22 protein-coding genes and 1 other RNA gene are annotated in these 21,700 nt (G+C 37.4%); 18 read left to right on the forward strand and 5 right to left on the reverse strand.

From position 1 onward, the window contains the following. Positions 1 to 515: 515 nt before the first annotated feature. From AB3I20_RS11930 to AB3I20_RS11960, 7 genes are all read left to right on the forward strand, one after another. Positions 516 to 2,195 (forward strand): ribonuclease J, encoded by a 1,680-nt coding sequence (locus AB3I20_RS11930; RefSeq protein ID WP_067482489.1) that lies wholly within the window; start codon positions 516 to 518, stop codon positions 2,193 to 2,195. Positions 2,196 to 2,325: 130 nt separating this feature from the next. Continuing rightward, positions 2,326 to 2,808 (forward strand): YbaK/EbsC family protein, encoded by a 483-nt coding sequence (locus tag AB3I20_RS11935; protein ID WP_368027406.1) that lies wholly within the window; start codon positions 2,326 to 2,328, stop codon positions 2,806 to 2,808. Positions 2,809 to 3,404: 596 nt separating this feature from the next. Continuing rightward, the gene (locus AB3I20_RS11940; protein WP_095803769.1) at positions 3,405 to 4,085 is read left to right on the forward strand and encodes a metal-dependent hydrolase; all 681 of its coding nucleotides are present in this window, start codon (positions 3,405 to 3,407) and stop codon (positions 4,083 to 4,085) included. Positions 4,086 to 4,092: 7 nt separating this feature from the next. After that, the gene (locus tag AB3I20_RS11945; RefSeq protein ID WP_067482483.1) at positions 4,093 to 5,424 is read left to right on the forward strand and encodes a DRTGG domain-containing protein; all 1,332 of its coding nucleotides are present in this window, start codon (positions 4,093 to 4,095) and stop codon (positions 5,422 to 5,424) included. A gap of 14 nt (positions 5,425 to 5,438) precedes the next feature. Then, positions 5,439 to 6,410: a bifunctional oligoribonuclease/PAP phosphatase NrnA gene (locus tag AB3I20_RS11950; protein WP_075491295.1), complete on the forward strand. Its 972-nt coding sequence runs from the start codon at positions 5,439 to 5,441 to the stop codon at positions 6,408 to 6,410. Between the two features lie 165 nt (positions 6,411 to 6,575). Further along, a complete protein-coding gene (locus tag AB3I20_RS11955; RefSeq protein WP_067482479.1) occupies positions 6,576 to 6,911 on the forward strand; it encodes a zinc ribbon domain-containing protein YjdM in 336 nt (111 codons plus the stop codon). A 75-nt stretch (positions 6,912 to 6,986) separates the two neighbouring features. Then, entirely contained in the window at positions 6,987 to 7,691 is a 705-nt protein-coding gene (locus AB3I20_RS11960; protein ID WP_067482477.1) for a zinc metallopeptidase, read from the forward strand. A gap of 51 nt (positions 7,692 to 7,742) precedes the next feature. Here the strand turns inward: AB3I20_RS11960 and AB3I20_RS11965 are convergent, their stop codons facing one another. Continuing rightward, complete coding sequence (locus AB3I20_RS11965; RefSeq protein ID WP_086270760.1) at positions 7,743 to 9,287, reverse strand: helix-turn-helix domain-containing protein; 1,545 nt, start codon at positions 9,285 to 9,287, stop codon at positions 7,743 to 7,745. A 467-nt stretch (positions 9,288 to 9,754) separates the two neighbouring features. On the opposite strand from AB3I20_RS11965, the gene AB3I20_RS11970 reads away from it, so the two are divergent. Then, positions 9,755 to 10,300, forward strand: coding sequence for a TetR/AcrR family transcriptional regulator (locus tag AB3I20_RS11970; RefSeq protein WP_067482473.1), 546 nt, complete (start codon positions 9,755 to 9,757; stop codon positions 10,298 to 10,300). Between the two features lie 85 nt (positions 10,301 to 10,385). Next, a complete protein-coding gene (locus AB3I20_RS11975; RefSeq protein WP_067482472.1) occupies positions 10,386 to 10,721 on the forward strand; it encodes a hypothetical protein in 336 nt (111 codons plus the stop codon). 74 nt (positions 10,722 to 10,795) lie between these two features. Here AB3I20_RS11975 and AB3I20_RS11980 read toward each other — a convergent pair whose 3' ends face one another. Next, positions 10,796 to 11,668, reverse strand: coding sequence for a helix-turn-helix domain-containing protein (locus tag AB3I20_RS11980; RefSeq protein WP_071868889.1), 873 nt, complete (start codon positions 11,666 to 11,668; stop codon positions 10,796 to 10,798). Between the two features lie 127 nt (positions 11,669 to 11,795). Between AB3I20_RS11980 and tadA the strand changes: the two genes are divergently transcribed. The 6 genes from tadA to AB3I20_RS12010 all read left to right on the forward strand — a co-directional run bounded on the left by tadA (position 11,796) and on the right by AB3I20_RS12010 (position 16,301). Further along, a complete protein-coding gene (tadA, locus tag AB3I20_RS11985) occupies positions 11,796 to 12,293 on the forward strand; it encodes a tRNA adenosine(34) deaminase TadA (protein WP_211276012.1) in 498 nt (165 codons plus the stop codon). Between the two features lie 40 nt (positions 12,294 to 12,333). Next, positions 12,334 to 12,418: signal recognition particle sRNA small type (ffs, locus tag AB3I20_RS11990), an RNA gene on the forward strand. 352 nt (positions 12,419 to 12,770) lie between these two features. Then, positions 12,771 to 14,156 (forward strand): bifunctional UDP-sugar hydrolase/5'-nucleotidase, encoded by a 1,386-nt coding sequence (locus AB3I20_RS11995; protein ID WP_368027407.1) that lies wholly within the window; start codon positions 12,771 to 12,773, stop codon positions 14,154 to 14,156. Positions 14,157 to 14,193: 37 nt separating this feature from the next. Continuing rightward, positions 14,194 to 14,889 (forward strand): YutD family protein, encoded by a 696-nt coding sequence (locus AB3I20_RS12000; protein ID WP_067482466.1) that lies wholly within the window; start codon positions 14,194 to 14,196, stop codon positions 14,887 to 14,889. Positions 14,890 to 14,891: 2 nt separating this feature from the next. Then, positions 14,892 to 15,656, forward strand: a complete 765-nt coding sequence (locus AB3I20_RS12005; protein ID WP_270660285.1) for a TIGR01457 family HAD-type hydrolase — start codon at positions 14,892 to 14,894, stop codon at positions 15,654 to 15,656. Next, complete coding sequence (locus AB3I20_RS12010) at positions 15,657 to 16,301, forward strand: TIGR01906 family membrane protein (protein WP_067482462.1); 645 nt, start codon at positions 15,657 to 15,659, stop codon at positions 16,299 to 16,301. Between the two features lie 263 nt (positions 16,302 to 16,564). Here AB3I20_RS12010 and AB3I20_RS12015 read toward each other — a convergent pair whose 3' ends face one another. Further along, entirely contained in the window at positions 16,565 to 17,074 is a 510-nt protein-coding gene (locus AB3I20_RS12015) for a phosphatidylglycerophosphatase A (protein WP_067482460.1), read from the reverse strand. A gap of 103 nt (positions 17,075 to 17,177) precedes the next feature. Next, complete coding sequence (locus tag AB3I20_RS12020; RefSeq protein ID WP_071868892.1) at positions 17,178 to 18,179, reverse strand: NAD(P)/FAD-dependent oxidoreductase; 1,002 nt, start codon at positions 18,177 to 18,179, stop codon at positions 17,178 to 17,180. 174 nt (positions 18,180 to 18,353) lie between these two features. On the opposite strand from AB3I20_RS12020, the gene AB3I20_RS12025 reads away from it, so the two are divergent. Further along, the gene (locus tag AB3I20_RS12025; RefSeq protein ID WP_067482457.1) at positions 18,354 to 18,938 is read left to right on the forward strand and encodes a peptidylprolyl isomerase; all 585 of its coding nucleotides are present in this window, start codon (positions 18,354 to 18,356) and stop codon (positions 18,936 to 18,938) included. Between the two features lie 224 nt (positions 18,939 to 19,162). Here the strand turns inward: AB3I20_RS12025 and AB3I20_RS12030 are convergent, their stop codons facing one another. Continuing rightward, positions 19,163 to 20,332 carry a MalY/PatB family protein gene (locus AB3I20_RS12030; RefSeq protein WP_095803765.1) on the reverse strand — a complete coding sequence of 390 codons (1,170 nt, stop codon included), beginning with the start codon at positions 20,330 to 20,332 and terminating at the stop codon, positions 19,163 to 19,165. 91 nt (positions 20,333 to 20,423) lie between these two features. Here AB3I20_RS12030 and AB3I20_RS12035 point away from each other — a divergent pair, with 91 nt between their 5' ends. Together AB3I20_RS12035 and AB3I20_RS12040 are read left to right on the forward strand one after the other, a co-directional pair. After that, the gene (locus tag AB3I20_RS12035) at positions 20,424 to 20,792 is read left to right on the forward strand and encodes a CvfD/Ygs/GSP13 family RNA-binding post-transcriptional regulator (protein WP_067482453.1); all 369 of its coding nucleotides are present in this window, start codon (positions 20,424 to 20,426) and stop codon (positions 20,790 to 20,792) included. Between the two features lie 91 nt (positions 20,793 to 20,883). Then, positions 20,884 to 21,246, forward strand: coding sequence for a hypothetical protein (locus AB3I20_RS12040; RefSeq protein ID WP_067482451.1), 363 nt, complete (start codon positions 20,884 to 20,886; stop codon positions 21,244 to 21,246). The last annotated feature ends 454 nt before the right edge of the window (positions 21,247 to 21,700 follow it).

The raw sequence follows: 21,700 nt of genomic DNA on the forward strand, positions 1-21,700 counted from the left end.
GTATGTTTCGAGCAAGTGGCAAAAAATCAGTAAGAGCGAAAATTGCAGGTGCTGGTCCATTCAAGTCTTTCCTGTCTTTGATTGTGTTGAATGAAAAGAAAAAAGGTCTAGGACTTTTTTAGAAGGCTGTAGGAAACAAATTGTAGATGCTAGCGATTTGCTGATTTTGTTGTATAATGATAGCGACAGCTAAATTATTTGGCTTGGATGCAATCAGTTATTGCTTAAGGAAAGATTCATTGTAAAGCGAGAAACACTTATCCAAAACGAACAAGATGAATAATGGCAAAAGAATAGATAGGAAAGCAACAGTTCTATGTAAGGATTGCCTTTAGAGTCTCGTTGACTTTTGTATAAGCAATCAAAAAAATAGTTTTATTTTTGATTATTTACTGCAATGAATCAGTCAGCAATAAAGTAATTCGTTAATAAATTAGTAGTTAAATAGATTAGTAATTAATATAAGTAGAGAATTGGCATCATCTGAAAGTGATGTCATAGAAGAGGTGAAATTTGTGAGTACCATTAAAATTATTCCATTAGGCGGTGTCCGCGAAAATGGGAAAAATATGTATGTCGCAGAAGTTGGAGAAGATATTTTTGTATTAGACTGTGGATTGAAATATCCAGAAAATGAACTTTTGGGGATTGATGTCGTTATTCCTGACTTCACATATTTAGAAGAAAATGTGGATCGAGTGGCTGGTGTGTTTTTGACACACGGACATGCTGATGCTATTGGCGCGTTGCCTTATTTCTTATCTAAATTAGCTGTTCCAGTTTTTGGGACAGAGTTAACGATCGAATTAGCGAAAATAAGTGTTAGTCGCAATGAAGAGGCAAAGGGGTTCAAAGATTTCCATGTTGTGGATGAACACACTGAGATTGATTTTGGTGAAACAATCGTTAGTTTTTTCCGCACAACACATTCGATTCCCGATTCTGTCGGAATCAATTTGAAAACGCCAGAAGGAAATATTGTGTATACAGGTGATTTTAAATTTGACCAAACGGCTATCCCAATGTATCAAACAGATTATGCACGCTTGGCAGAGATTGGTAAGGAAGGCGTCCTAGCACTTCTTAGTGAATCAGCGAATGCTGAAAACCCAGCACCTGTTGCTTCTGAATTGCAAATCGCAGATGAAGTTTTCGATACAATCAAGTACTGGGAAGGCCGAATCATCGTTGCTTGCGTGGCAAGTAACTTACAACGAGTGCAACAAGTGTTGAATGCTGCAGCCAAAGCAAATCGAAAAGTTGTTTTGACTGGTCAAGATTTTGAACGAATCATCCGGACAGCTATGCGTTTGGAAAAAGTTCAATTACCAAGTGAAGATTTATTGGTAACCTTAAAAGAAATGAAAAACTATGAACCAGAAGAATTAATCATTCTTGAAACAGGTCGAATGGGTGAACCAATCAAGTCATTACAAAAAATGGCGAATGGCACACATCGCAATCTGAAAATCGAAGAAGGCGACTTAGTTTACATTACGACTACACCAAGTACAGCAATGGAAACAATGGTTGCAAAAACGGAAGATATGATTTATCGCGCTGGCGGAACAGTGAAGCTGATTTCAGAAAACATGCGTGTTTCTGGTCATGCAAATCCGAATGACTTGCAATTAATGTTAAACTTCATGCGTCCAACTTACTTTATCCCTGTTCAAGGGGAATATCGTGAATTAGCAGCACATGCGGACTTGGCACATGCTGTTGGCATTCCTTACAAAAACATCTACATCACTGGTCGTGGTGACATTTTAGAATATAAAAATAAACGAATGAGCGTTGCTGGTACAACTAGTGCTGAAAACGTAATGATTGATGGACTTGGTGTTGGTGACATTGGGAATATCGTGTTACGCGATCGCAAAATTTTATCTGAAGATGGGATTTTTGTGGCTGTCGTTACAATCAGTCGTCGAGAAAAGAAAATCGTTTCAAAACCACAGATTACTTCGCGAGGGTTTGTTTATGTTAAAGCCAGTCGTGATTTGATGAAAGAATGTACGGTGATGATTGAAGAAATCGTCAATAAACACTTGGAAAGTGATGATTTTGAGTGGAGCAAATTAAAACAAGACATCCGCGATCAGTTGAGCCGTTACTTATTCGAACAAACAAAACGTCGTCCAGTGATTTTACCAGTTATTATGGAGGCAACACAACGACGTGGTAAAAAATAAGCGCTAGAGATTTTTCGTTCTAAACAAGCAAAAAGGTAGAAGATTTCCCCAGTTTGGTGGTCTTCTACTTTTTTCTTATGTCAGAGAATAAATCCGTTAGAATAATAATCATGGAAGGAATTGATGATGTATGACTAAAACCAGAGTAGAACAATATCTAGAAGAAAAGGCGATTCCGTTTGAAGTTATTGATTTAGCAAGTGTCGAGGAAACAGACCTTTTATCTGCATTAGCCGCGAAAGGTTTGTCGGCTGATCTCGTTTGCAAAAATCTAGTATTAAAAGGGGACAAGACCGGCATTATTATTGCTTTAGTGCCACTGGATGCACGCCTTGATTATAAAAAAACACGAGAAATTACAAAAAATCATAAGGTAGGATTACCTGATATGGATTTTGTTTTTGCACACACTGGGTATGTACATGGTGCAAATACACCGATTGGTATTAAACTTCAACATCCAGAAGATCTTTTTGTGTTTGATCATTCTTTAAAAAAACAGTCCAAACTTTTGATTTCTAGTGGGGAATTAGGTCGAGGAATTTTATTAGCGCGGACAGATTTGGATGCAATTGTCGAACCGACCTATGCAGATTTGATCAAAGGCTCGTAAACTCCAGTGATCAAAAAGATGTGTGGAAAAAGGTTGTGGCGCAAAACGCTTAACTCCGACAAGATAGTGAGCAATCACTCAAAATAGCTTTCCATATTTTGAAGTGAATGTAAACTATCTGGAGGAGTTGTTTTGGGAACACCGTGAAAAGAGGTTGTGGCGCAAAGTGGCTAACTTCAAGTAATAAGGAATCTTTTCTAAAAATAACTCCTCATACTTTTATGAAAAGAGGACTTATTATCGAAAAAGTTGCTTTGGGAACACCATTTATTCAGGAACAGAAGGTATGACAAAGCATTTGTGACACCCTTTTCTGATTTGCTAAGATTGTTTACGAGAACAAATTACCCATTATTTTGGAAGAAGAGACAGAGATTCTTGGAATTTTAGCCAAGAATCTCTGTTTTTTTCTAAAAAAATAAGAAGAGGTCTGCTTGGTGAATTCTGTATTATCTGTTACAATAAAAAAGAACATACTGTACTAAAATTTCAAAAAAAATAAGTGAGGAAAGCGGTTTGTTTCATTGAAGCAATGAGGTTGAAATCGTTTTATTCTTTTTAGGTACACAAACCAAAAATCTGTGAGGAGTGAAGAAATGAAAATTACTTATCATGGTCATTCTTGTCTTTCGATTGAGATGGAAAACAAGCAACGTTTGTTGATTGATCCGTTTATTACTGGAAACAAATTAACGGATTTAACAGTTGATGAAGTGCAGACAGATTGGATTTTAGTAACACACGGTCATAGCGACCATATTGGAGATATGATTCCAATTGCACAAAAAAACCAAGCGACAATTATCAGTATCGTTGAAATTGCCGACTATGCCCAAACAAGAGGTGTAAACGCATTTGGGATGAATCTTGGCGGTAAGCATGCGTTTCCTTTTGGTGAAGTAAAACTGGTTCCTGCGCAACATAGTTCAAGTTATGAGGTCAATGGAATCATTCAATATATGGGAGAAGCTAGTGGAATCATTCTTCAAGCAGAAGGAAAAACGATTTACCACGCTGGTGATACAGCTGATTTTAGTGACCTAGCTTTACTGGCAGAACAATTTGCTATTGATGTTGCTTTCTTACCGATCGGCGATACTTACACGATGGGCCCAGAGGATGCAGCGCGCGCAGCCAAACGAATTGGTGCAAAACAAGTTGTACCAATCCATTACAATACTTTTCCGGTAATCGAGCAAGATCCGCAAGTGTTTCTTGATTTATTACCAGCAAATGTCGGAAAAATAATGAGCGTATCAGATACGCTGGAAGTGTAGGGGAAAAATGGCGACAAAACATGATTTGATTTTAGAATATATCGAAAGTTTACCAGTGGGCAATCGGATTTCTGTGCGGAGTATTGCGAAGGAACTGAATGTCAGTGAAGGTACAGCTTATCGAGCAATCAAAGATGCTGAAAATATTGGCTTAGTATCAACCATCCAGCGTGTTGGAACGATTCGGATCGAGCGAAAATTAAAGAAGCATATTGAACGTTTGACCTTTGGTGAAGTTGTCCGAATTATTGAAGGAGATGTGTTAGGAGGCGCAGCCGGGTTAGATAAAGATCTCAACAAGTTTGTGATTGGGGCAATGACGAAGCATGCGATGGAACGCTATATCACTCCTGGTTCGCTAATGATTGTGGGAAATCGAACGGATGTCCAAAAGTTAGCACTAGAAGATGGTGCAGCTGTGTTGATTACTGGGGGATTTGAAACAACACCAGAGATTTCTCAATTAGCAGACGAGCTAGCAATGCCGATTTTGCGGACAACTTATGATACCTTTACTGTTGCAACCATGATTAACCGTGCGCTAAGTGACCAATTAATCAAAAAAGATATTATGTTAGTCAGCGACATTTATATGCCAGCAGAAAAAACATATCATCTTTTGCCAACGGAAACCGTTGCTGATTTTCAACGATTGTCAGAAGAAACCCAGCATTCACGCTTTCCAGTTGTTAATCGCCACCAACGGTTGATGGGAATCGTGACAGCCAAGGACATTTTAGGGAAATCTGAAAATCAGCTCATTGAACGAGTAATGACGAAAGAGCCAATTAGTGTCAAGAAAACGATGAGTGTTGCTTCGGTAAGCCATCAAATGATTTGGGATGGACTTGAAGTGATGCCCGTAGTCTCAGATGATTTGACATTAGAAGGTGTCATTACGCGTCAAGATGTGATGAAGGCTATGCAGCTGGTTCAGCGTCAACCACAAATTGCTGATACGATTTCGGATCAAATTTCGGGGGATATCCAAACGATTGAAACCGATCGTGAAGGAAGTCGTCTGGACAATCCCAAATTCAAATTTACAGTAACACCACAAATGGTTAACGGCGTAGGGACGATTTCATTTGGGGTATTAAGTGAGATTATTTCAGATGTCGCCCAAAAAACGATGTTGTTGAACCAACGACGTAATATTTTGATTGAACAAATGAACCTTCATTACTTACGCTTAATCCAGTTAGAGAGTGAATTAGATATTCAACCACGTGTGCTAGAAATCGGGCGTCGTTCAGCAAAACTAGATATTGAAGTGTACATTGAAAATATTATTGTGGCAAAAGCAATTGTTGTTTGCCAAGTAATGGAACGTTCTTAGAAAGCAGGGAAGACATGAGAAACACAACGGAACTAACGATCCAACAAGAAATTTTAACAGCAATTCAGGCAGCAAAACGAATTATCATTCATCGCCACCAACGCCCCGACCCAGATGCAATTGGTTCACAGGTCGGGTTGGCGGAGATTTTGCGAGAAAGTTTTCCAACAAAAGAAATTTATCAGGTAGGTGAAACTGTTGAAGGACTTCGTTTTTTAGCAGAAATGCAATCAATTGATGATGCACTTTATCAAGGGGCATTAGTCATTGTAACGGACACAGCGAATTCGCCACGAATCAGTGATGACCGTTATCCATTAGGCGATCAGTTGATTAAAATTGACCACCATCCAAACGATGAGCCTTATGGTGACCTCGTTTGGGTAGACACGAAGGCAAGCAGCTGTAGCGAAATGATTGCTTCATTTGCTTTGATGTTTCCAGATGAACTAACGATCAACGCAACTGCAGCCCGCTTACTCTATGGTGGGATTGTTGGCGATACGGGAAGATTTTTATATCCGGCAACAACTCCACGAACATTAGAAATTGCCGCTGTCTTAATGAGCTATCCATTTGATGCTGGTCAATTAAATCGTGAATTAGAGCAAATGCCAATGAAAGTTGCCAAACTTTCAGGATATTTATACCAACATCTTGATGTTGACCATAACGGTGCTGGTCGCGTGCTTTTATCAAAGGAATTGTTGGCTGACTACGGGATTGATGATTCTGAAACCGCAGCAATCGTTGCTTTGCCTGGTGTCATAGATGAAGTCTTGGCTTGGGGAATCTTTGTTCAACAACCAGAAGGACATTACCGTGTTCGTTTGCGTTCAAAAGGTCCTGTAATCAATGAGCTAGCAAAGCGTCATCACGGAGGCGGACATCCACTAGCAAGTGGTGCAAATGCAAAAGATTTACGTGAAGTAGAAGAAATCTATCAAGAAATTCAAACTTTGTGTCAGGATTACCAACAAAAATAATCGAAAAAGGTAATAAGTGAGTAAAGAAAAGCGACTTTTGGGAGAATTACAGCACATCAGTCATTTTCTTTGCTCTTTTTTGTACAAAATTCACAAGCACTCTTTTCAAAGTAACTTTTTTTCGTTACAATGATGCTCAATAATAGATTTTAAAGGAGAAAGAAGATGACATTACCAAATTGCCCAACTTGTGGGTCTGAGTATACTTATGAAGACAGAGGATTATTTATTTGTCCAGAATGCGGTCATGAATGGAGCGCCGAACAAACCGAGAACGTGGAAGAAGAACTTGTTGTGCTTGATGCAAATGGGAATCGTTTGGCAGAAGGTGACAGTGTAACAGTCATCAAAGATTTAAAAGTCAAAGGTGCTTCTGGTGCAATTAAGCAAGGAACAAAAGTCAAAAATATTCGTTTAGTTGAAGGCGACCACAATATTGATTGCAAAGTTGATGGCTTTGGTCCAATGAAGTTGAAATCTGAGTTCGTTAAGAAAAACTAAAAGCTTCAAAGTCTCTTCACATTTTTTTCTCTCTTCTCATGGTAGAATAAAGAAAATGAAAAGGAGTGAGCTTAAATGTACGGGATCTATAATCTACTTGATCCAACGTTTATCTTGGTCATCATCGGGTTAGCCATTTCAGGTATTGCTTCGGCATATGTCAATAGCACATTCAAGAAATATGATAAAATCCGTAGCAAAAATAATGTGACAGGAACACAAGCTGCCCAATATATTTTGAGCAGTCAAAACATCCAAAACGTAGGTGTCCAACCAATCGCTGGGAATCTAACAGATAATTATAATTCTGGAAATAAAATGCTAAGCTTATCACAAGCAACAGCGCAATCGACTTCAGTTGCTGCAATTGGTGTGGCAGCCCATGAATGCGGACACGCAGTCCAAGATGCTGTTGGTTATGCACCGTTAAAAATTCGTGCAGCATTGGTTCCAGTAGCTAATTTTGGCTCTGCAATTTCGTTGCCATTGATTATGGTCGGCGTTTTGTTTAGTTGGAATTACACGTTGATTAATATCGGGATTTTTGCTTTTTCATTGGCGTTGTTATTCCAATTAGTGACACTGCCAGTTGAATTCAATGCGTCAAGACGTGCGTTACAGATATTAAGTGAGGGCGGTTTGTTGACTGAAGATGAAGTGCCAATGGCGCGTCACGTCTTGTTTGCTGCAGCATTAACTTATGTCGCAGCAGCACTAGCAACTTTCCTACAATTACTCCGCTTGATTTTGTTGTTTGGCGGAAACAACCGTCGAGACTAAAGGATAAACAGCAAAGCAATAAGTAAGAATAAAAAGAAGCACCGGCTTTTGTCAGTTGATAAATGCCGGTGCTTCTTTTTGGTGGTTGTTTGGCGCAGGTAACAAGTTTTGCGTCGTGTTGATCTGTGTTTTTTTGTCATAGAGTGTTTGGATAAGTAAGACAAGTTTTTGCCAGCTGACTTCTTCATTTGTTAGATTCCAATAAAAAGAAGGGATGGCTTGTTGTGCTGCTTCAAACCAATCAGTAACGATCAAGTCCGCTTTTTCTGGTGAAAAGGTAAGAAGAATCGTTTCGTGATTGAACAACTTTTCCAAACGATTTTTCAGATGATAATTGCCAGTTAAGGTCTTCGTCATTTTTAAATGAATCAACAGTTGTGTATCTGTTTCAGAACGAATCAATTGATAGATCAGTGAACCCAAATAGTGAGCGACGTGAACTGAACGCAACTTGGCTGGGCAAAGAGCGTTGATCTCTGTGAGAATTAATTGCACTTGCAAGTCATCTGCCGACACCGTTTCTGTTACAGTGGGGAAATAGAGCGTATGAAATTCAATGATTGATTCCCCTAACAATGAAACAAAAGTGAACGCAAGCGTGATGAAGTAGTGATAGAAGGCAATTTTTTCAGTTGTATCAATGGTTGGAAAATGCTTGGCTAATTGAACAGTTAGTTTTTGTGTGAATTGACAAAAAACATGATCTGTTTGCATAAAACACTTACCAATGGTCAATTTCTGTTGGACGTGGACCCAACTTGGGAAGAAACAAAGAATCATAAAATTGAGCACAAACACTTCGTTCTCCGTATGTTTTTCGGGTAGCTCCACAGGCATGTTTTGTTTAAACGAACCGGTTAAATCACAGGTGTGAAAGAGTAGCTTCAGTAATTGCTGAATATCATTTTCGAGTGGTTCTAAGAAAGAAGCCTGCTTGATTCGAAGTTTAAACACCGCATAGAGTAAATAAATATTTTTTTGCTCTGTCTCGGAATGAAAGGGAAGCTGGAATGCATCTGACAGAGTAATTTCCTGCTTCACTGTTGCTAAATCAATTGTTGTAAATGGCCATTCAGGTCCTTGAAAGGCATCCGATAGAAATATGTATATATAGATTCGAATCAATAATTCATCTCCAGATAAGGTATAACAATTATTGGAAGAAATAATTTGTAGATTGAATTTTTTTAAATCCTTATTGATTCGCGTAGTTAATTTTTCTAAGTAAGAAGAAGAAATATATAATTTTTGGGTCAACTCTTCCTTGGCAACTGAAGCGTCAGGGCTGTCCATCAAAAGTAATAAGTAATTAAAACGCTGGGATTCGCGTAAAAAGATTAACTTCAAGTAATAGAATACCTGCATTTTTGTTTTTTCATAGTGTTCATTGATCTGAATCTCTCCTTTATGAGTCGAATAAATAAAAGAGTGAAATTCAAGTAACTGACTAATCGCTTGGTTAAGTTTTCGTATCAAGTCTTTCACCGTCCGTTTGGGAATCACGAGTTTATTTGAAAGATCTTGTAAGGAACAAGTATCGCTTTGGATAATCTCATACAGAACAAGTAGTTCCTTTTTTTTTGCATCAACTAACATTTCGAAACTCCTTTCCTCCTAAATATGTACAGGATAGGTCATAAAGTGTGAGTGGTAAGTGTTTTCATACTATGTTATTCTCACAGGGTATTAGACCTTTATAATATAACTTGTTATTTTAAAGTTATTATTTAGTTGTTTATTCTATTGTTTATGTCCAAGCGCGTTTTGTCAAGTTAGAAAAAAGTAATGAAATTTCTTTTAGACGTACAAAATATAACAGTATAGCTAAGCTTGAGATGAATAATCCATTGGCTATGTGCGACCAAATCATTCCTAGTCACAGGTCTATTACGCAGGATATCAGCTACTATTTTATCGGATGATTGCTGTTATATTTATCATAAGAAATCATAACTTTTTCTATACGCTTTCCCCCTACATAAAGTTACGCAGGATATTGGCAAAGAATCGTTAGAGAAAAATATTACTGTGAATCATAAAATCAAATGAAGAGGGTGAAAGAAATGGGTAGAGTAACCAATTTTAGTAAAGAATATTTACTATTTAAAAGTATGGTCTATGCAGAAGAGTTTGGGTTGCATTCGATTACTGCTAGAAAATTAGCAGCTTATTGTGGCTGTTCGACATATCCGATTTATGCACATTTTGATTCCATTGGTGTGTTAAAAGAAACAATTATTGATGAAATCAAAAAGAGCTTTGAAAAATATTTAGACACGTATCAAATGACGGACTTTTTTAGTATCGTCCACTTATTGAAAGAATTTTTTGCAGTGAACGAAAGCGTTCGTGGAATCGTCTTCCAGTCTGATCTAGACTTAGCAGCTTTATTCAAGCTAAGTTTTAAGACTCATCTAAATGAACATACTAGAGTTAGTGAAGTTTATCTAGTTGAACTTTTGTGGCTGAATATTTTGGGGAGTTTAAATTCTGACGAAAATTCTCGTGAGTTTTATGAAACAATGACAGCAATCTGGAGTAAGTTGGCCGAACTAGATGAGGACTTACCAGAAGTCCTAACTGATATTCGCTTAGTTGCAGCTAAGTAATGGTGCTTCATGAGTCGAGTGAAATAGTTCGTTTATTTTTTTGTCTATGCTATGATAGAAGTAGATAAAAAGGAGCTGAAGACTTATGAAAACATCAACAAAAGTAACAATCGGTTTAGGTATCATGGCTGCTGCTGGTGTAGCAACTACAGCAGTTGTGTCAGGTAAAGTGGTGGAAAAAATTCGTCATATGTCTAATCGTTGCAAAGTCAAAAAATTTGTTAATGATAAGTTTGACGGAAATGAAAAGCTATTAGGATTAGTCGATGACTTATCGGATAGTGATTTGGACTCTTTGATGGGTGTTTTAGAAAAAATCAAAAAAGGCCGCAAGAAAATCTCTGTTTATGGTGACACGCTAAAAGATTCAACGGATGATTTGCGTGAGCGTTTGATGACTTTAGTTGATAAAATTATGTAATTTTTTGTGTTAAAAAAGCACAGCAAAAAAAGTGAGTGTTGGACTAGTCAGGCTAGTCGCAACGCTCACTTTTTTTAATTATTTTTTTTGGTAGGAGACATTTGGATGATTAGAAGATAACAAAAAAGAAGATCATTTGCTTGCTTTAAATTAAAGCCAGTTGCTTCCTGAAACTTTTCTATCCGATATTTCAACGTGTTACGATGAAGAAAAAGAGTTTTGGCAGCGGAGCTGATATTGCCCAAATGATTCCACAACGCTAAGATGATTTCTTCCATATCCATTTCTTCAAGCAAGAGCTGATAATTTTGGATAAGTAAATTCTCTTTGATCCCCTCTGTTGTAAAGTAGTGCAGGGCAACATCTTGTAGAGAAAACACAGCTTGACTGTTTTGTGGGGAGCGTTTTTCTGTAAGAAAAATTTTTCGTTCTTCAGCAAACAATGTTCCAAAATCTTGTGAAGGTGCATGAAAAGCGCCGACAAAAACATTTGTTGTAATTTCAAAGTCAATATCTAATGATTGAAAAATACCATTTAGTTCAGAAACTGGAAGAAAATTTTTCCCTTTAGGCTCAATCAGTAGTGCATCTTGTTGGCTATAGAAAAAGAAATCTGCAGGTTCATAAAACATCGCTAGTAACGTTTCTTGCCATTCCTTTTGCAAAAAGTCATCCTTTGCTGATACATGTAACTGGATGATTCGATAGGAACGATCCAATGTTAATGATTGTTGTTCGAATAAATAATGGTACCAAGGATGGTTTTTTGGATTGGTAGCCATTGGGAATAACGCTTTCAAAAGACTGATTTCAGATGGAGCTAACGATTTTTTTTCAAACCAAAGAAAGGCGTCACCAGTAGCTAAAGAAAGAATCGATGGTGATGCGGAAGGAAATTCTTTAAGTTGAGCATTTGGATATAATTCTAGTAATTGTGCTTGATTCATGTGCTTCACCTCACCGCTATTTTACCATAAAAAAACCTCATCAAAAGGACAAGCTAGTTACAAGTTTTTTTTTATATGGTAAAGTTATGCTGAAGAAAAATAATCGAGAAAAAAGTGAGGGAATTTGTTGAACGAAGAACAGTTATCGCAACAAGAAAAAGAAAAATGGATGCGCCTCGCTCTTGAAGAAGCTAAAAAAGCAGAACAGTTAGCTGAGGTCCCCATTGGTGCAGTGGTGATTTTAGATAATCAAGTAATTGGTAGGGGGCATAATCTACGAGAAACAACGCAAGATGCCACAACCCATGCAGAGATGCTTGCAATTAAAGAAGCTTGTGCAGCTGTTGGTAGCTGGCGTTTAGAAGAAGCACAGTTATTTGTAACACTAGAGCCTTGTCCAATGTGCAGTGGTGCAATGATTTTGTCACGTGTCAAAGAAGTTTATTTTGGTGCTTATGATCCAAAAGGTGGAACTGCTGGAACGTTGATGAATTTATTGACGGATGAACGCTTCAATCATCAAGCCACCGTTGAAGGGGGTATTTTGGAAGAGGAATGTGGAGGAATTTTGTCAACATTCTTCCGTCAGTTGCGTACGAAAAAAAAGAAATCGAAAAAAAGCTAGTCAGAATGGAAAAAATGCGGTATACTATTTCTTGCCGAAAGGCTAGGACAATGGTGGGCTTATGAAGCGTGTCAGATCCGGAAGGAAGCAGCACTAAGTAGGCTCCGCCATGTGTCTGAATATAAAAAATAGCTGATTGATGAACAGGAATGCTATACCTGTTTTTTTTTGCCCAAAAAATAAGTGAACCAACTAAATATTAGGAATGAATGTGTGCCAATAGCTTCTTTTGAAGTCAAAGGCACGCTTTTTTTGTCAAAAAGACCAGCCTCAATAGAAAAAATGAGGCTGGCAAGGTTGGAGGTAAAGAATGAAAAAAATGAATGTTTTGGGAATGACTTAATAATAACTAGGTTAGCTTAAAGAAACCATAAATGATTTTTTTATTCTATTTTTTTGAAGTAAATAATACTCAGGATCATTATTGGAAGGAAAAAATAGCTCTGTGGTATGATGGTCGAGAAGAGAGGCGAGAAGATGGAAAAAATAATGTTATTACACACAAATGATCTCCATTCACATCTGGAAAACTGGCCCAGAATCAGACGCTTTTTAGAGCAACGAAAACGTGAAAGTGAAAAGAAAGTACAGACAACGACTGTTACAGTGGACCTAGGAGATTTCGTTGACCGTTGGCATCCCTTATCGGAAGCAACGAATGGTCAAGCCAATGTCTTACTGATGAATGAAATTGGTTACGATGCCGCAACGATTGGAAACAATGAAGGTGTTGGAAATTCAAAACATGATTTGAATCATCTATATGATGAAGCTAATTTTGATGTTTTATTAGCAAATTTATTTGACAAAAAAACATTGCAGCCACCAGTATGGGCGAAGCCATACAAGATTATCGAAACGAAGCAGCAGACAAAAATCGGTTTGCTGGCATTTACGGCACCTTTTCCTTTAACGTATAGTCCAAACGGTTGGGATATCCGAAATCCGTATGATATTTTGCCGGAAATGGTCGAAGAATTACGTCCGAAAGTCGACGTGTTAGTGTTGATGAGCCATCTGGGGATTCAAGATGATATCCAAATTGCAAAAGAATTACCAGCAATAGATGTTATCTTAGGTTCACATACACATCATCTCTTTCCTAATGGCGAAGTGATCAACGGCGTTCAATTAGCCGCAGCTGGTCGTTATGGTCAGTATGTAGGAGAAGTTCAATTGACGTTAGATGAGAATAAAAAAATTGTGAAATATTCTGCACAAGCAATTCCCACTGAGTCATTGACAGTCTTTGCAGAAGATGCGCAAGAAATCGCTAGTTATTTGGCAGAAGGGCACGCACTTTTAAAAGCTAAAAAGGTCGCTGACCTACCATTTCCACTAACAATGGATATTTTTGGTGAAGAACCCTTTATTCAACTAGCATTAGAAGCAATCAAAGAACGTGGCAAGACGAAGGCGGCAATTTTGAATAGTGGCTTGTTTTTGACGGATATCCCCGCCGGAATTATCGACCAAGATGAGCTTCACACTGCGTTACCACATCCAATGCACTTATTGAATGTAACCGTTAAAGGAGCAGATTTGATTCGATTAATTTTGGAAATGGAAAAAAATCGCAACTTCTTACGTAACTTTCCTATGAATGGGATGGGGTTTCGAGGGAAAATATTTGGACAAATCGTTTACAATGGCATTACCTACGATGAAGTAAATCATCAAGTACTCTTTCAAAATCAACCAATCAATGAGAAAGAAAGATATTCGTTTACGACGGTTGACCATTTCATGTTTGTACCGTTTTTTCCGACGATTGAGATTGCCGGCGAAAATGAATTTCTGTTCCCAGCGTTTATTCGTAGTGTTGTGGGTGATTACTTGAAAGCTCACTACCCAATCAAATAAAAACAAGGTATAATGACTAGGAATAGGTGGTGAAAGTATGTCTGCAAAACCAAAAGAAAAGAAACAACAGCCAGTTGCAAACAAAGAAACGAAAGAAACAACCGTAGCAACAGCTGAAAGTGAAGCAACAAATCTTGTCACAGATGAACTAACGACTGCTTTAGAAGAAATCGTTGAAGAAAAGCCTAAAGCAGAAAAAATCAAAGGGGAACTTGTGACACCTTTAGATGATAGTAATTTTTTAGTTGGTGATCGACAATTTCGTCTAGTAGCCAATCACCGTGAAGGGTTTGACGCACAAAAACTTGGCGAGCGGTACAGTGATGTGTTGTCTCGTTATGATTATATCGTTGGGGACTGGGGCTATGAACAGCTTCGCCTGAAAGGATTTTTCCGTGCAGACAATCGACGTGCCCATCCGGATCAGCGGATTGATTCATTAGAAGATTATCTTTATGAATACTGCAATTTTGGTTGTGCTTATTTTGTTATCGAGCGCATTGGCGGGGGAGACAAAAAGGAAAAGCCAGCACAACGTCGCAAAAAGAAAAAAAATTACAATCAGACAGCGTACATTGATGAAAAGAAAGGTCCAGTGTCTTCTAGTCATAAGAAACCTGTCATTAAAAAACGTAAGGAGACGCCCAAAAAAGCGACTGCTGCTAAAGAATCAGTAGAGCAGCCAGCAAATGAAAAAGCAAACTTTACGATAAGAAAAAGAAAAGAGTCGTGAGCATGAGTTATAAAGGATATTTGATTGATTTAGACGGAACGATTTATCGTGGAACAGAAGCGATTCCTGCAGGGAAACGTTTTGTCGAAGAATTACAACAACGTGAGTTACCCTTTTTATTCGTTACTAATAATACGACGAAGAGCCCTGCTACAGTTGCAAAACGTTTGGCAGATGAATTCGATATTCATGTCGCAGCAGAAACAGTTTATACGGCAAGTTTAGCGACGATTGATTTTATGCAAACAGATGGAAAAGGTAAGAAAGTTTTTGTTATTGGGGAGTCAGGATTAATTGACCTGATTTTGGAAGCTGGATTTGAATGGGAAGAAGAAAACCCAGATTACGTTGTTGTTGGATTAGATAATTATTTAACCTACGAAAAAGTGGTGAAAGCAACGCTTGCAATTCAAAAAGGGGCAACGTTCATTGGAACAAACCCAGACAAGAATATTCCTACTGAACGCGGGTTGCTACCAGGTGCAGGTTCAGTGGTTTCCTTCGTTGAAACAGCTACTCAAACAACTCCAATCTATATTGGTAAGCCAGAAGCAATCATCATGGATAAGGCAGTAGAAATCTTAGGACTTCAAAAAGAGGAAGTAATCATGGTTGGTGATAACTATGAAACAGATATTCAAGCAGGTATCCAAAACGGAATTGACACGTTGCTTGTTCTATCTGGATTTACCAAGGCAGAAGATGTACCTCATTTACCAGTCCCAGCTACATTTGTCAAAAATTCATTAGATGAGTGGCAGTTCTAAATGGGTAAGCGTAAGGGACAATGGCTTGAGTATTTGGGGTTGACTAGCTTATTTCTGACCTTGATTAGTCTAGCGATTGCCTTGACTATCAATTTTCGACCGCTCTATGTATTTGATATTGATTATTTGCATATTTTGCGGTACACGTCTCTGGATCAGCAAACGTTGCTTCAGAATTTTGATGAATTGATGAAATACTTGAATAATCCGTTTCAATCTGTACTGAGTTTGCCAGATTTTCCTGTTTCGGCCAGTGGCGCACACCATTTTCGTGAAGTTCGTGTTCTTTTTTTCATTGATTATGCTGTGTTATTAGTCACGTTGATACCAAGTAGCTTATTTGTTTATTCGTTATGGAAAAATAAACGTTTCTGGCGATTAATACGTCCGTTTCAGTTTGGGATGCTTGCGCCAGTGGTTATTGGATTTTTTATGCTAATCGGTTTTGATCGATTCTTCATTGTTTTTCACGAAACATTTTTCAACAATGACGATTGGTTATTCGATCCTCGAACTGATCCAATTATCAATGTGTTACCGGAAGAATTTTTTATGCATAGTTTTGTTCTCTTTTTTGTTTTACTTGAACTCTTTTTCGCTATTTTCCTGTTCCTTGGAAAGCATGAGTTAAGAAAGAAAAGATAACTTTTTCAACAAGAAACGCTCTCAAAGATAAACCAAATCTGGCTTATTTTTTGAGGGTGTTTCTTTTACTTTTAGTGGAGAAAAAGGAGGTGTGACAAAAGCCTTGTCACACCTCCTTCAGTAATCAATCAAATTTTCACAAAAATATGAGAAGTCATTTTCGAAAACGGCTTCTCATATTTCTTGGAGTTAATCATTTCTGTCACAGTACCATTCTGTTGGTGACAGCTAATTTTGCACTGCTAACTTGTTACCGATTCATTTTATTGTGTCAAACGACTGCGTTTTTCAGGTTCAGCATGGGCTAAACGACTTGCTGCAGATGCGGCAATCGCACCAACGATATCATCTAAAAAAGTATGGACATGATCGCCATCATGTCGGTTCAATTGTTTTAAAATCCCTGGTTTCACTTTGTCAATGTAGCCGTAGTTGGTAAACCCAATCGTTCCGTAAACATTAACAATAGATAAGGCGAGGATTTCATCAATTCCATACAAGCCTTCATCGTCTTCGATAATATGTTGTAAAGGTTCCATTAACTGTTTTTGTTCAGCTAAAATATCTAACTGGATTCCCGTGATGATTGCATTATGGACTTCTCGTTTTGTTAGAACCGAGTCAACGCTTTCTGCGCAATCCGCTAAAGTTAAATCAGTAATATAATCTTTTTGTAAAAACATAACTAATTCTGCAATATCTTCAATTGTTACACCGCGTTCAAGTAAAAGAGCACGTGCTTTTTCTTCTAATGTTTCCTTTTTAATAACCATGGTATTCCTCCTTCAAATAGTCTATATATTCATGTTAGCTTAATCAAGTAAAAAAGCAAGAAGGATACCTTTGCATCTGAGGTTTATTACAAGTGGATGCTAGTCATCTTTCAGGACGAAGTCGTTTATCATACAAGCTGGTACTGTGTCCAGGTTGTGCCCGTTCTTTGGGATTGATGTAATGTAGTGCATTGTTAACCGCAGTGGGTGCTTCACCAAATCCTGTAGCAATCAATTTCACTTTGCCATCATAGGAACAAATATCGCCTGCGGCGTAAATTCCAGGAATTGAGGTCGACATATCGGAGTTTACCATGATTGATTGGCGAGAACTTTCCAGCCCCCACGAAGCAATCTGACCTAAATTAGAAGTAAACCCATAATTGATAATCAAAGAATCAATGCTTAAATCAATCGTTTCATCGCTTTTTACCTTTTTTAAACGAAGGTCGGTTAACTGGTTTGATTCCCCAGCTAAATCTTCAATCAAATAAGGTGTCAATAAATGAACAGATGAATTTTTTAATTGAGCAACACTGTGTTCATGGCCACGAAATTCGCTTCGACGATGGATTAGATAGACTTCGCTAGCAATTGGCTCAAGCATCAATGCCCAATCAATCGCAGAATCGCCACCACCAGCAATTGCTACTTTTTTGCCAGCGTATTTCATTAAATCATTGACATAATAATCTAAACCGTTGTTCTCAAAGGCGTCGGCACCTTCGATAGTTAATTTTCTTGGCTGAAAAGAGCCATTTCCGAGTGCTAAAATCACCGCTTTTGAATAATGGATACCTTTGTTTGTAATGATTTCGATCACATCTTCTTCGCGTGTAATGGAAAGAACTTCTTCTTCTAAATGAAATGTATGATTAAAAGTCGTCAATTGCTTTTCAAGATTGCCGACCAATTCGTTTGCTTTAATTGCAGGATACCCTGGGATATCGTAAATATATTTTTCTGGATACAAGGTTGCTAACTGACCACCAAGTTGGGGTAAACTGTCAATGATCTTTGTTTTTGCTTGTCGCATTCCTGCATAAAATGCGGCAAACATACCCACGGGTCCAGCACCGATAATGGTAATATCATAAATGTCCATAAAAACTCCTCCTCCAGACACACTATAGCAGAATTTAACTGAGAATGCTTCTCAAATAAATTAATTTTACTTGGAGTTTAAACTTTCTTTTTAGTAATCTGATCTAGTTTTTTGAATAGACATTCGGTATTATGTTATTATTTGGTAGTAAGAAAACATTAGGAGGAACCAAACATGGCATTTCCACAATTAGATTTAGCAAATGAAAAAGGCCCAAAAGCAACAATCAAAACAAATCGCGGAGACATCACAGTTCAATTATTTCCTGAATTAGCACCTAAAACTGTTCAAAATTTTATTGAATTAGCTAAAAAAGGGTACTACGATGGTGTCATTTTCCACCGTGTCATTCCTGATTTCATGATCCAAGGTGGCGACCCAACTGGAACAGGTATGGGAGGAGAAAGCATCTACGGTGAAAGCTTTGAAGATGAATTTAGCCGTGAATTATTTAACCTACGTGGTGCATTATCAATGGCGAATGCTGGTCCAAATACTAACGGAAGCCAATTCTTTATCGTAAATAATGAAAATGTTCCTGCTAATATGCTTGGACAACTTGAAGGTGCCGGTTTCCCCGCAGAAGTTATCGAAGCTTATAAGGGTGGAGGTACACCTTGGCTAGATTTCCGTCACACAGTTTTTGGTCATGTTGTTGAAGGAATGACTGTTGTTGATGAAATTGCAAATGTACAACGTGGACCACAAGACCGACCAGTCCATGATGTAGTAATCGAAACAATTGAGATTGCAGAATAACTATCAGAAAATGTACTGATAATGTAAAAGAGATTGTGGTCCAAAGCGTTGAACTTCAAGTAATAAGTAAAAATTTTTAGAAATTGTTCTTCAAATTTTGGCGAAGTTTCAGCTTACTGCCGCAGAAGTTGCTTTGAGAACATCTTTTATTCGTATAAAAGGGACTGTGACAAATTTTTTGTCACAGTCCCTTTTTGCTTTTTTATAAAAAATTAAATAGAAAATTACTTTTCAAAAGAGTGTTTGATTCGTTGTAATCCTTCTAATAAAGTCGCTTTAGGGCAGGCAACATTCAAACGCATATGACAATGTCCAGCTGGGCCAAAAGAAATTCCTGGGTTCAAGACAACTTTTCCTTTTTTAATGAAACAGTCTTGCAATTCTTGATCATTTGTTTCGTAAGCGGAAAAATCTAACCACATTAGGTAAGTCCCTTCAGGCTTCATAACACGAACATCTGGCATTTCTTCTTGAAAAAAGGAACAAACAAGTGAAACATTTTCTTCTAAATAAGGAAGCAACTCTGAAAGCCAAGTTTCACCAGTTTCGTAAGCTGCCTGTGTACCAATTAAGCCAAATGTATTGATTTCTTGTTGCTGATTAGTTAAGAGACGTTGTGTAAAAGCTGCTTTAAGTTTTTTATTTTTGATAAAAACCATCGAATGTTTAATTGCAGCTAAATTAAATGTTTTTGTGGCAGAAGTAAATGCGATCATTTGATCATGAAGTTTCGGATTGATTGTCAACATTGATGTGAACTGATTGCCAAACAGCATAAGGTCCTGATGAATTTCATCACTGAATATGAAAACCTGATAGTTTAAACACAGGTCTGCTAACTGAGTTAATTCAGCTTTTGACCACACACGACCGCCAGGATTATGAGGGTTACATAAAATGAGGGCTTTGATATTGTGTTGTTGTATCTTTTGTTCCATATCTGCAAAGTCCATCTCGAAATGATTGTTTTTTTCTATTAAAGAACTGCGAACCAACTTTCGCTGATTGTTTTCTACTATAGAAGAAAAAGGTGGATAAACAGGATCATGAATCATAATTGAATCGCCTATTTCAGTAAATGTTTGGATACCTACAGCTAGACTGGACAAAACACCACTTGAAAAGACAATCTCTTCTTTTTTTATGGTGACTTGATGCTGTTCCTTTTCCCATTGAATAATAGAGTTATATAATTCATTGGAAATCGTTGAGTAACCAAACAAACCGTTTTGAACATAGCTGCTTAAAGCCTGAGTGACACCTTTGGGAGAAAGAAAATCCATATCTGCTACCCAAAGCGGTAATAAATCAGATGCATGATATGTTTCAGTAATACCATCCCATTTTACGCTATGCGTATTTTTTCTCGTTATTTGTTGATCGAATTCTACCATTTCAAAGCCTCCGATTTCACTTGTTTATTTTCAAAACTTCTTTTTTTAAATCATATACAGTATAATGAAAGATGCGAAGAGAGGGAAGTAAATGACTTATAAAATTGGACAAATAATTGAAGGAAAAGTAACTGGAATACAACCTTATGGTGCGTTTGTTTCTCTTGACGAGGAAACGCAGGGATTAATCCATGTTTCAGAAGTACAATCAGGTTATACAAAAAATATTCATGCATTGCTAACAATTGGACAACCAATCAGAGTACAAATTATTGATATTGATGAGTACTCTCAAAAAATCAGTTTATCTTTAAGGACTTTGGAGAGCAACAGTCCAGTAGTTGCACACCGTAGAAAAAGGTATTTTACAAACAAAAATAGAAAAATTGGTTTTAAAACAATCGAAGAACAACTACCCATCTGGATCAAAGAAGCATTGACTGAATTGGAGAAAAAATAAAACAAGAAATAAAAAGTGTATTTTTTCTGAAAATATGCTAAAATTTTTTTGTAAGCCATAGAACAAGAACAAGTTGATCGAGGTGGAGATTTTGGCAAACAAAAGAGTCGCTGGTACAATTATGTTGCATTTGGAGGATGGATCAAAGAGATTTCTGGTTCATTCAATTGATGATACGCTAGAATTCGCGTTAGCAGATCTTTCTGAAGGAAAGACTGGTCTAGCCAATATGCTTAATTTTTTAAAGGAAATCGTTCATATTGATGTGAGTCAAATCAACTTAATGGAGTTGACCAACACCCATATCGGACATGAAAATGTTCCGTTGTTTGTTTTTGAAACAGAGCAGAAGAATCAGGATGGTGAGCTGGCAGAAGGCTATCTTTGGGAAGAATCAGGGCAGATGCGAGCTGTTCTTGGGACTTACGAAGTAGAGGGTGTTCCTCTTTTCTAATCAGAAAATACAAAAATAAAAAGAAGATTGAAAAAAATTCAATCTTCTTTTTTTTGCCGTTTTAAACAAAAAAACAAGTAGAATGTTCCGGTTTATAATGCTTTTATAGCCATTTTAAAGCTTAACCAGAGACTTTGTTCGTAAAACACGAAAATTAGGAAGAAAAACAGTCTGAGTACTGTTTGAAAAAGGTCGAGAATTCAGTTGACCAATCAAAAAAAGAATGATAAATTAGACAACGTTGAAGCGAAAGTAACATTCATGAAACTTTCGTAAATAACATGAAAAATAGTTGTTGACATGTGAATTATCACATGATAAGATAACTAAGTCGTTTAAAAAGGGCTGCTTATGAAGCTTGATTTCATCAAGAAAAAATTCAAAAAAGTTCTTGACAAATAACAAACGATGCGATATGATAAATGAGTTGCTGAAAGATTTCTCAAACGAAATC

This window comes from Enterococcus sp. C50, from assembly GCF_040887505.1.
In the GTDB taxonomy this organism is placed as follows: Bacteria; Bacillota; Bacilli; order Lactobacillales; family Enterococcaceae; genus Enterococcus_B; species Enterococcus_B thailandicus.

Coding starts and splice junctions, on each gene's coding strand:
- AB3I20_RS11935 (WP_368027406.1), top strand. CDS start 2,326: ATGACTAAAACCAGAGTAGAACAATATCTAGAAGAAAAGGCGATTCCG.
- AB3I20_RS11940 (WP_095803769.1), top strand. CDS start 3,405: ATGAAAATTACTTATCATGGTCATTCTTGTCTTTCGATTGAGATGGAA.
- AB3I20_RS11945 (WP_067482483.1), top strand. CDS start 4,093: ATGGCGACAAAACATGATTTGATTTTAGAATATATCGAAAGTTTACCA.
- AB3I20_RS11950 (WP_075491295.1), top strand. CDS start 5,439: ATGAGAAACACAACGGAACTAACGATCCAACAAGAAATTTTAACAGCA.
- AB3I20_RS11955 (WP_067482479.1), top strand. CDS start 6,576: ATGACATTACCAAATTGCCCAACTTGTGGGTCTGAGTATACTTATGAA.
- AB3I20_RS11960 (WP_067482477.1), top strand. CDS start 6,987: ATGTACGGGATCTATAATCTACTTGATCCAACGTTTATCTTGGTCATC.
- AB3I20_RS11965 (WP_086270760.1), bottom strand. CDS start 9,287: ATGTTAGTTGATGCAAAAAAAAAGGAACTACTTGTTCTGTATGAGATT.
- AB3I20_RS11970 (WP_067482473.1), top strand. CDS start 9,755: ATGGGTAGAGTAACCAATTTTAGTAAAGAATATTTACTATTTAAAAGT.
- AB3I20_RS11975 (WP_067482472.1), top strand. CDS start 10,386: ATGAAAACATCAACAAAAGTAACAATCGGTTTAGGTATCATGGCTGCT.
- AB3I20_RS11980 (WP_071868889.1), bottom strand. CDS start 11,668: ATGAATCAAGCACAATTACTAGAATTATATCCAAATGCTCAACTTAAA.
- AB3I20_RS11995 (WP_368027407.1), top strand. CDS start 12,771: ATGGAAAAAATAATGTTATTACACACAAATGATCTCCATTCACATCTG.
- AB3I20_RS12000 (WP_067482466.1), top strand. CDS start 14,194: ATGTCTGCAAAACCAAAAGAAAAGAAACAACAGCCAGTTGCAAACAAA.
- AB3I20_RS12005 (WP_270660285.1), top strand. CDS start 14,892: ATGAGTTATAAAGGATATTTGATTGATTTAGACGGAACGATTTATCGT.
- AB3I20_RS12010 (WP_067482462.1), top strand. CDS start 15,657: ATGGGTAAGCGTAAGGGACAATGGCTTGAGTATTTGGGGTTGACTAGC.
- AB3I20_RS12015 (WP_067482460.1), bottom strand. CDS start 17,074: ATGGTTATTAAAAAGGAAACATTAGAAGAAAAAGCACGTGCTCTTTTA.
- AB3I20_RS12020 (WP_071868892.1), bottom strand. CDS start 18,179: ATGGACATTTATGATATTACCATTATCGGTGCTGGACCCGTGGGTATG.
- AB3I20_RS12025 (WP_067482457.1), top strand. CDS start 18,354: ATGGCATTTCCACAATTAGATTTAGCAAATGAAAAAGGCCCAAAAGCA.
- AB3I20_RS12030 (WP_095803765.1), bottom strand. CDS start 20,332: ATGGTAGAATTCGATCAACAAATAACGAGAAAAAATACGCATAGCGTA.
- AB3I20_RS12035 (WP_067482453.1), top strand. CDS start 20,424: ATGACTTATAAAATTGGACAAATAATTGAAGGAAAAGTAACTGGAATA.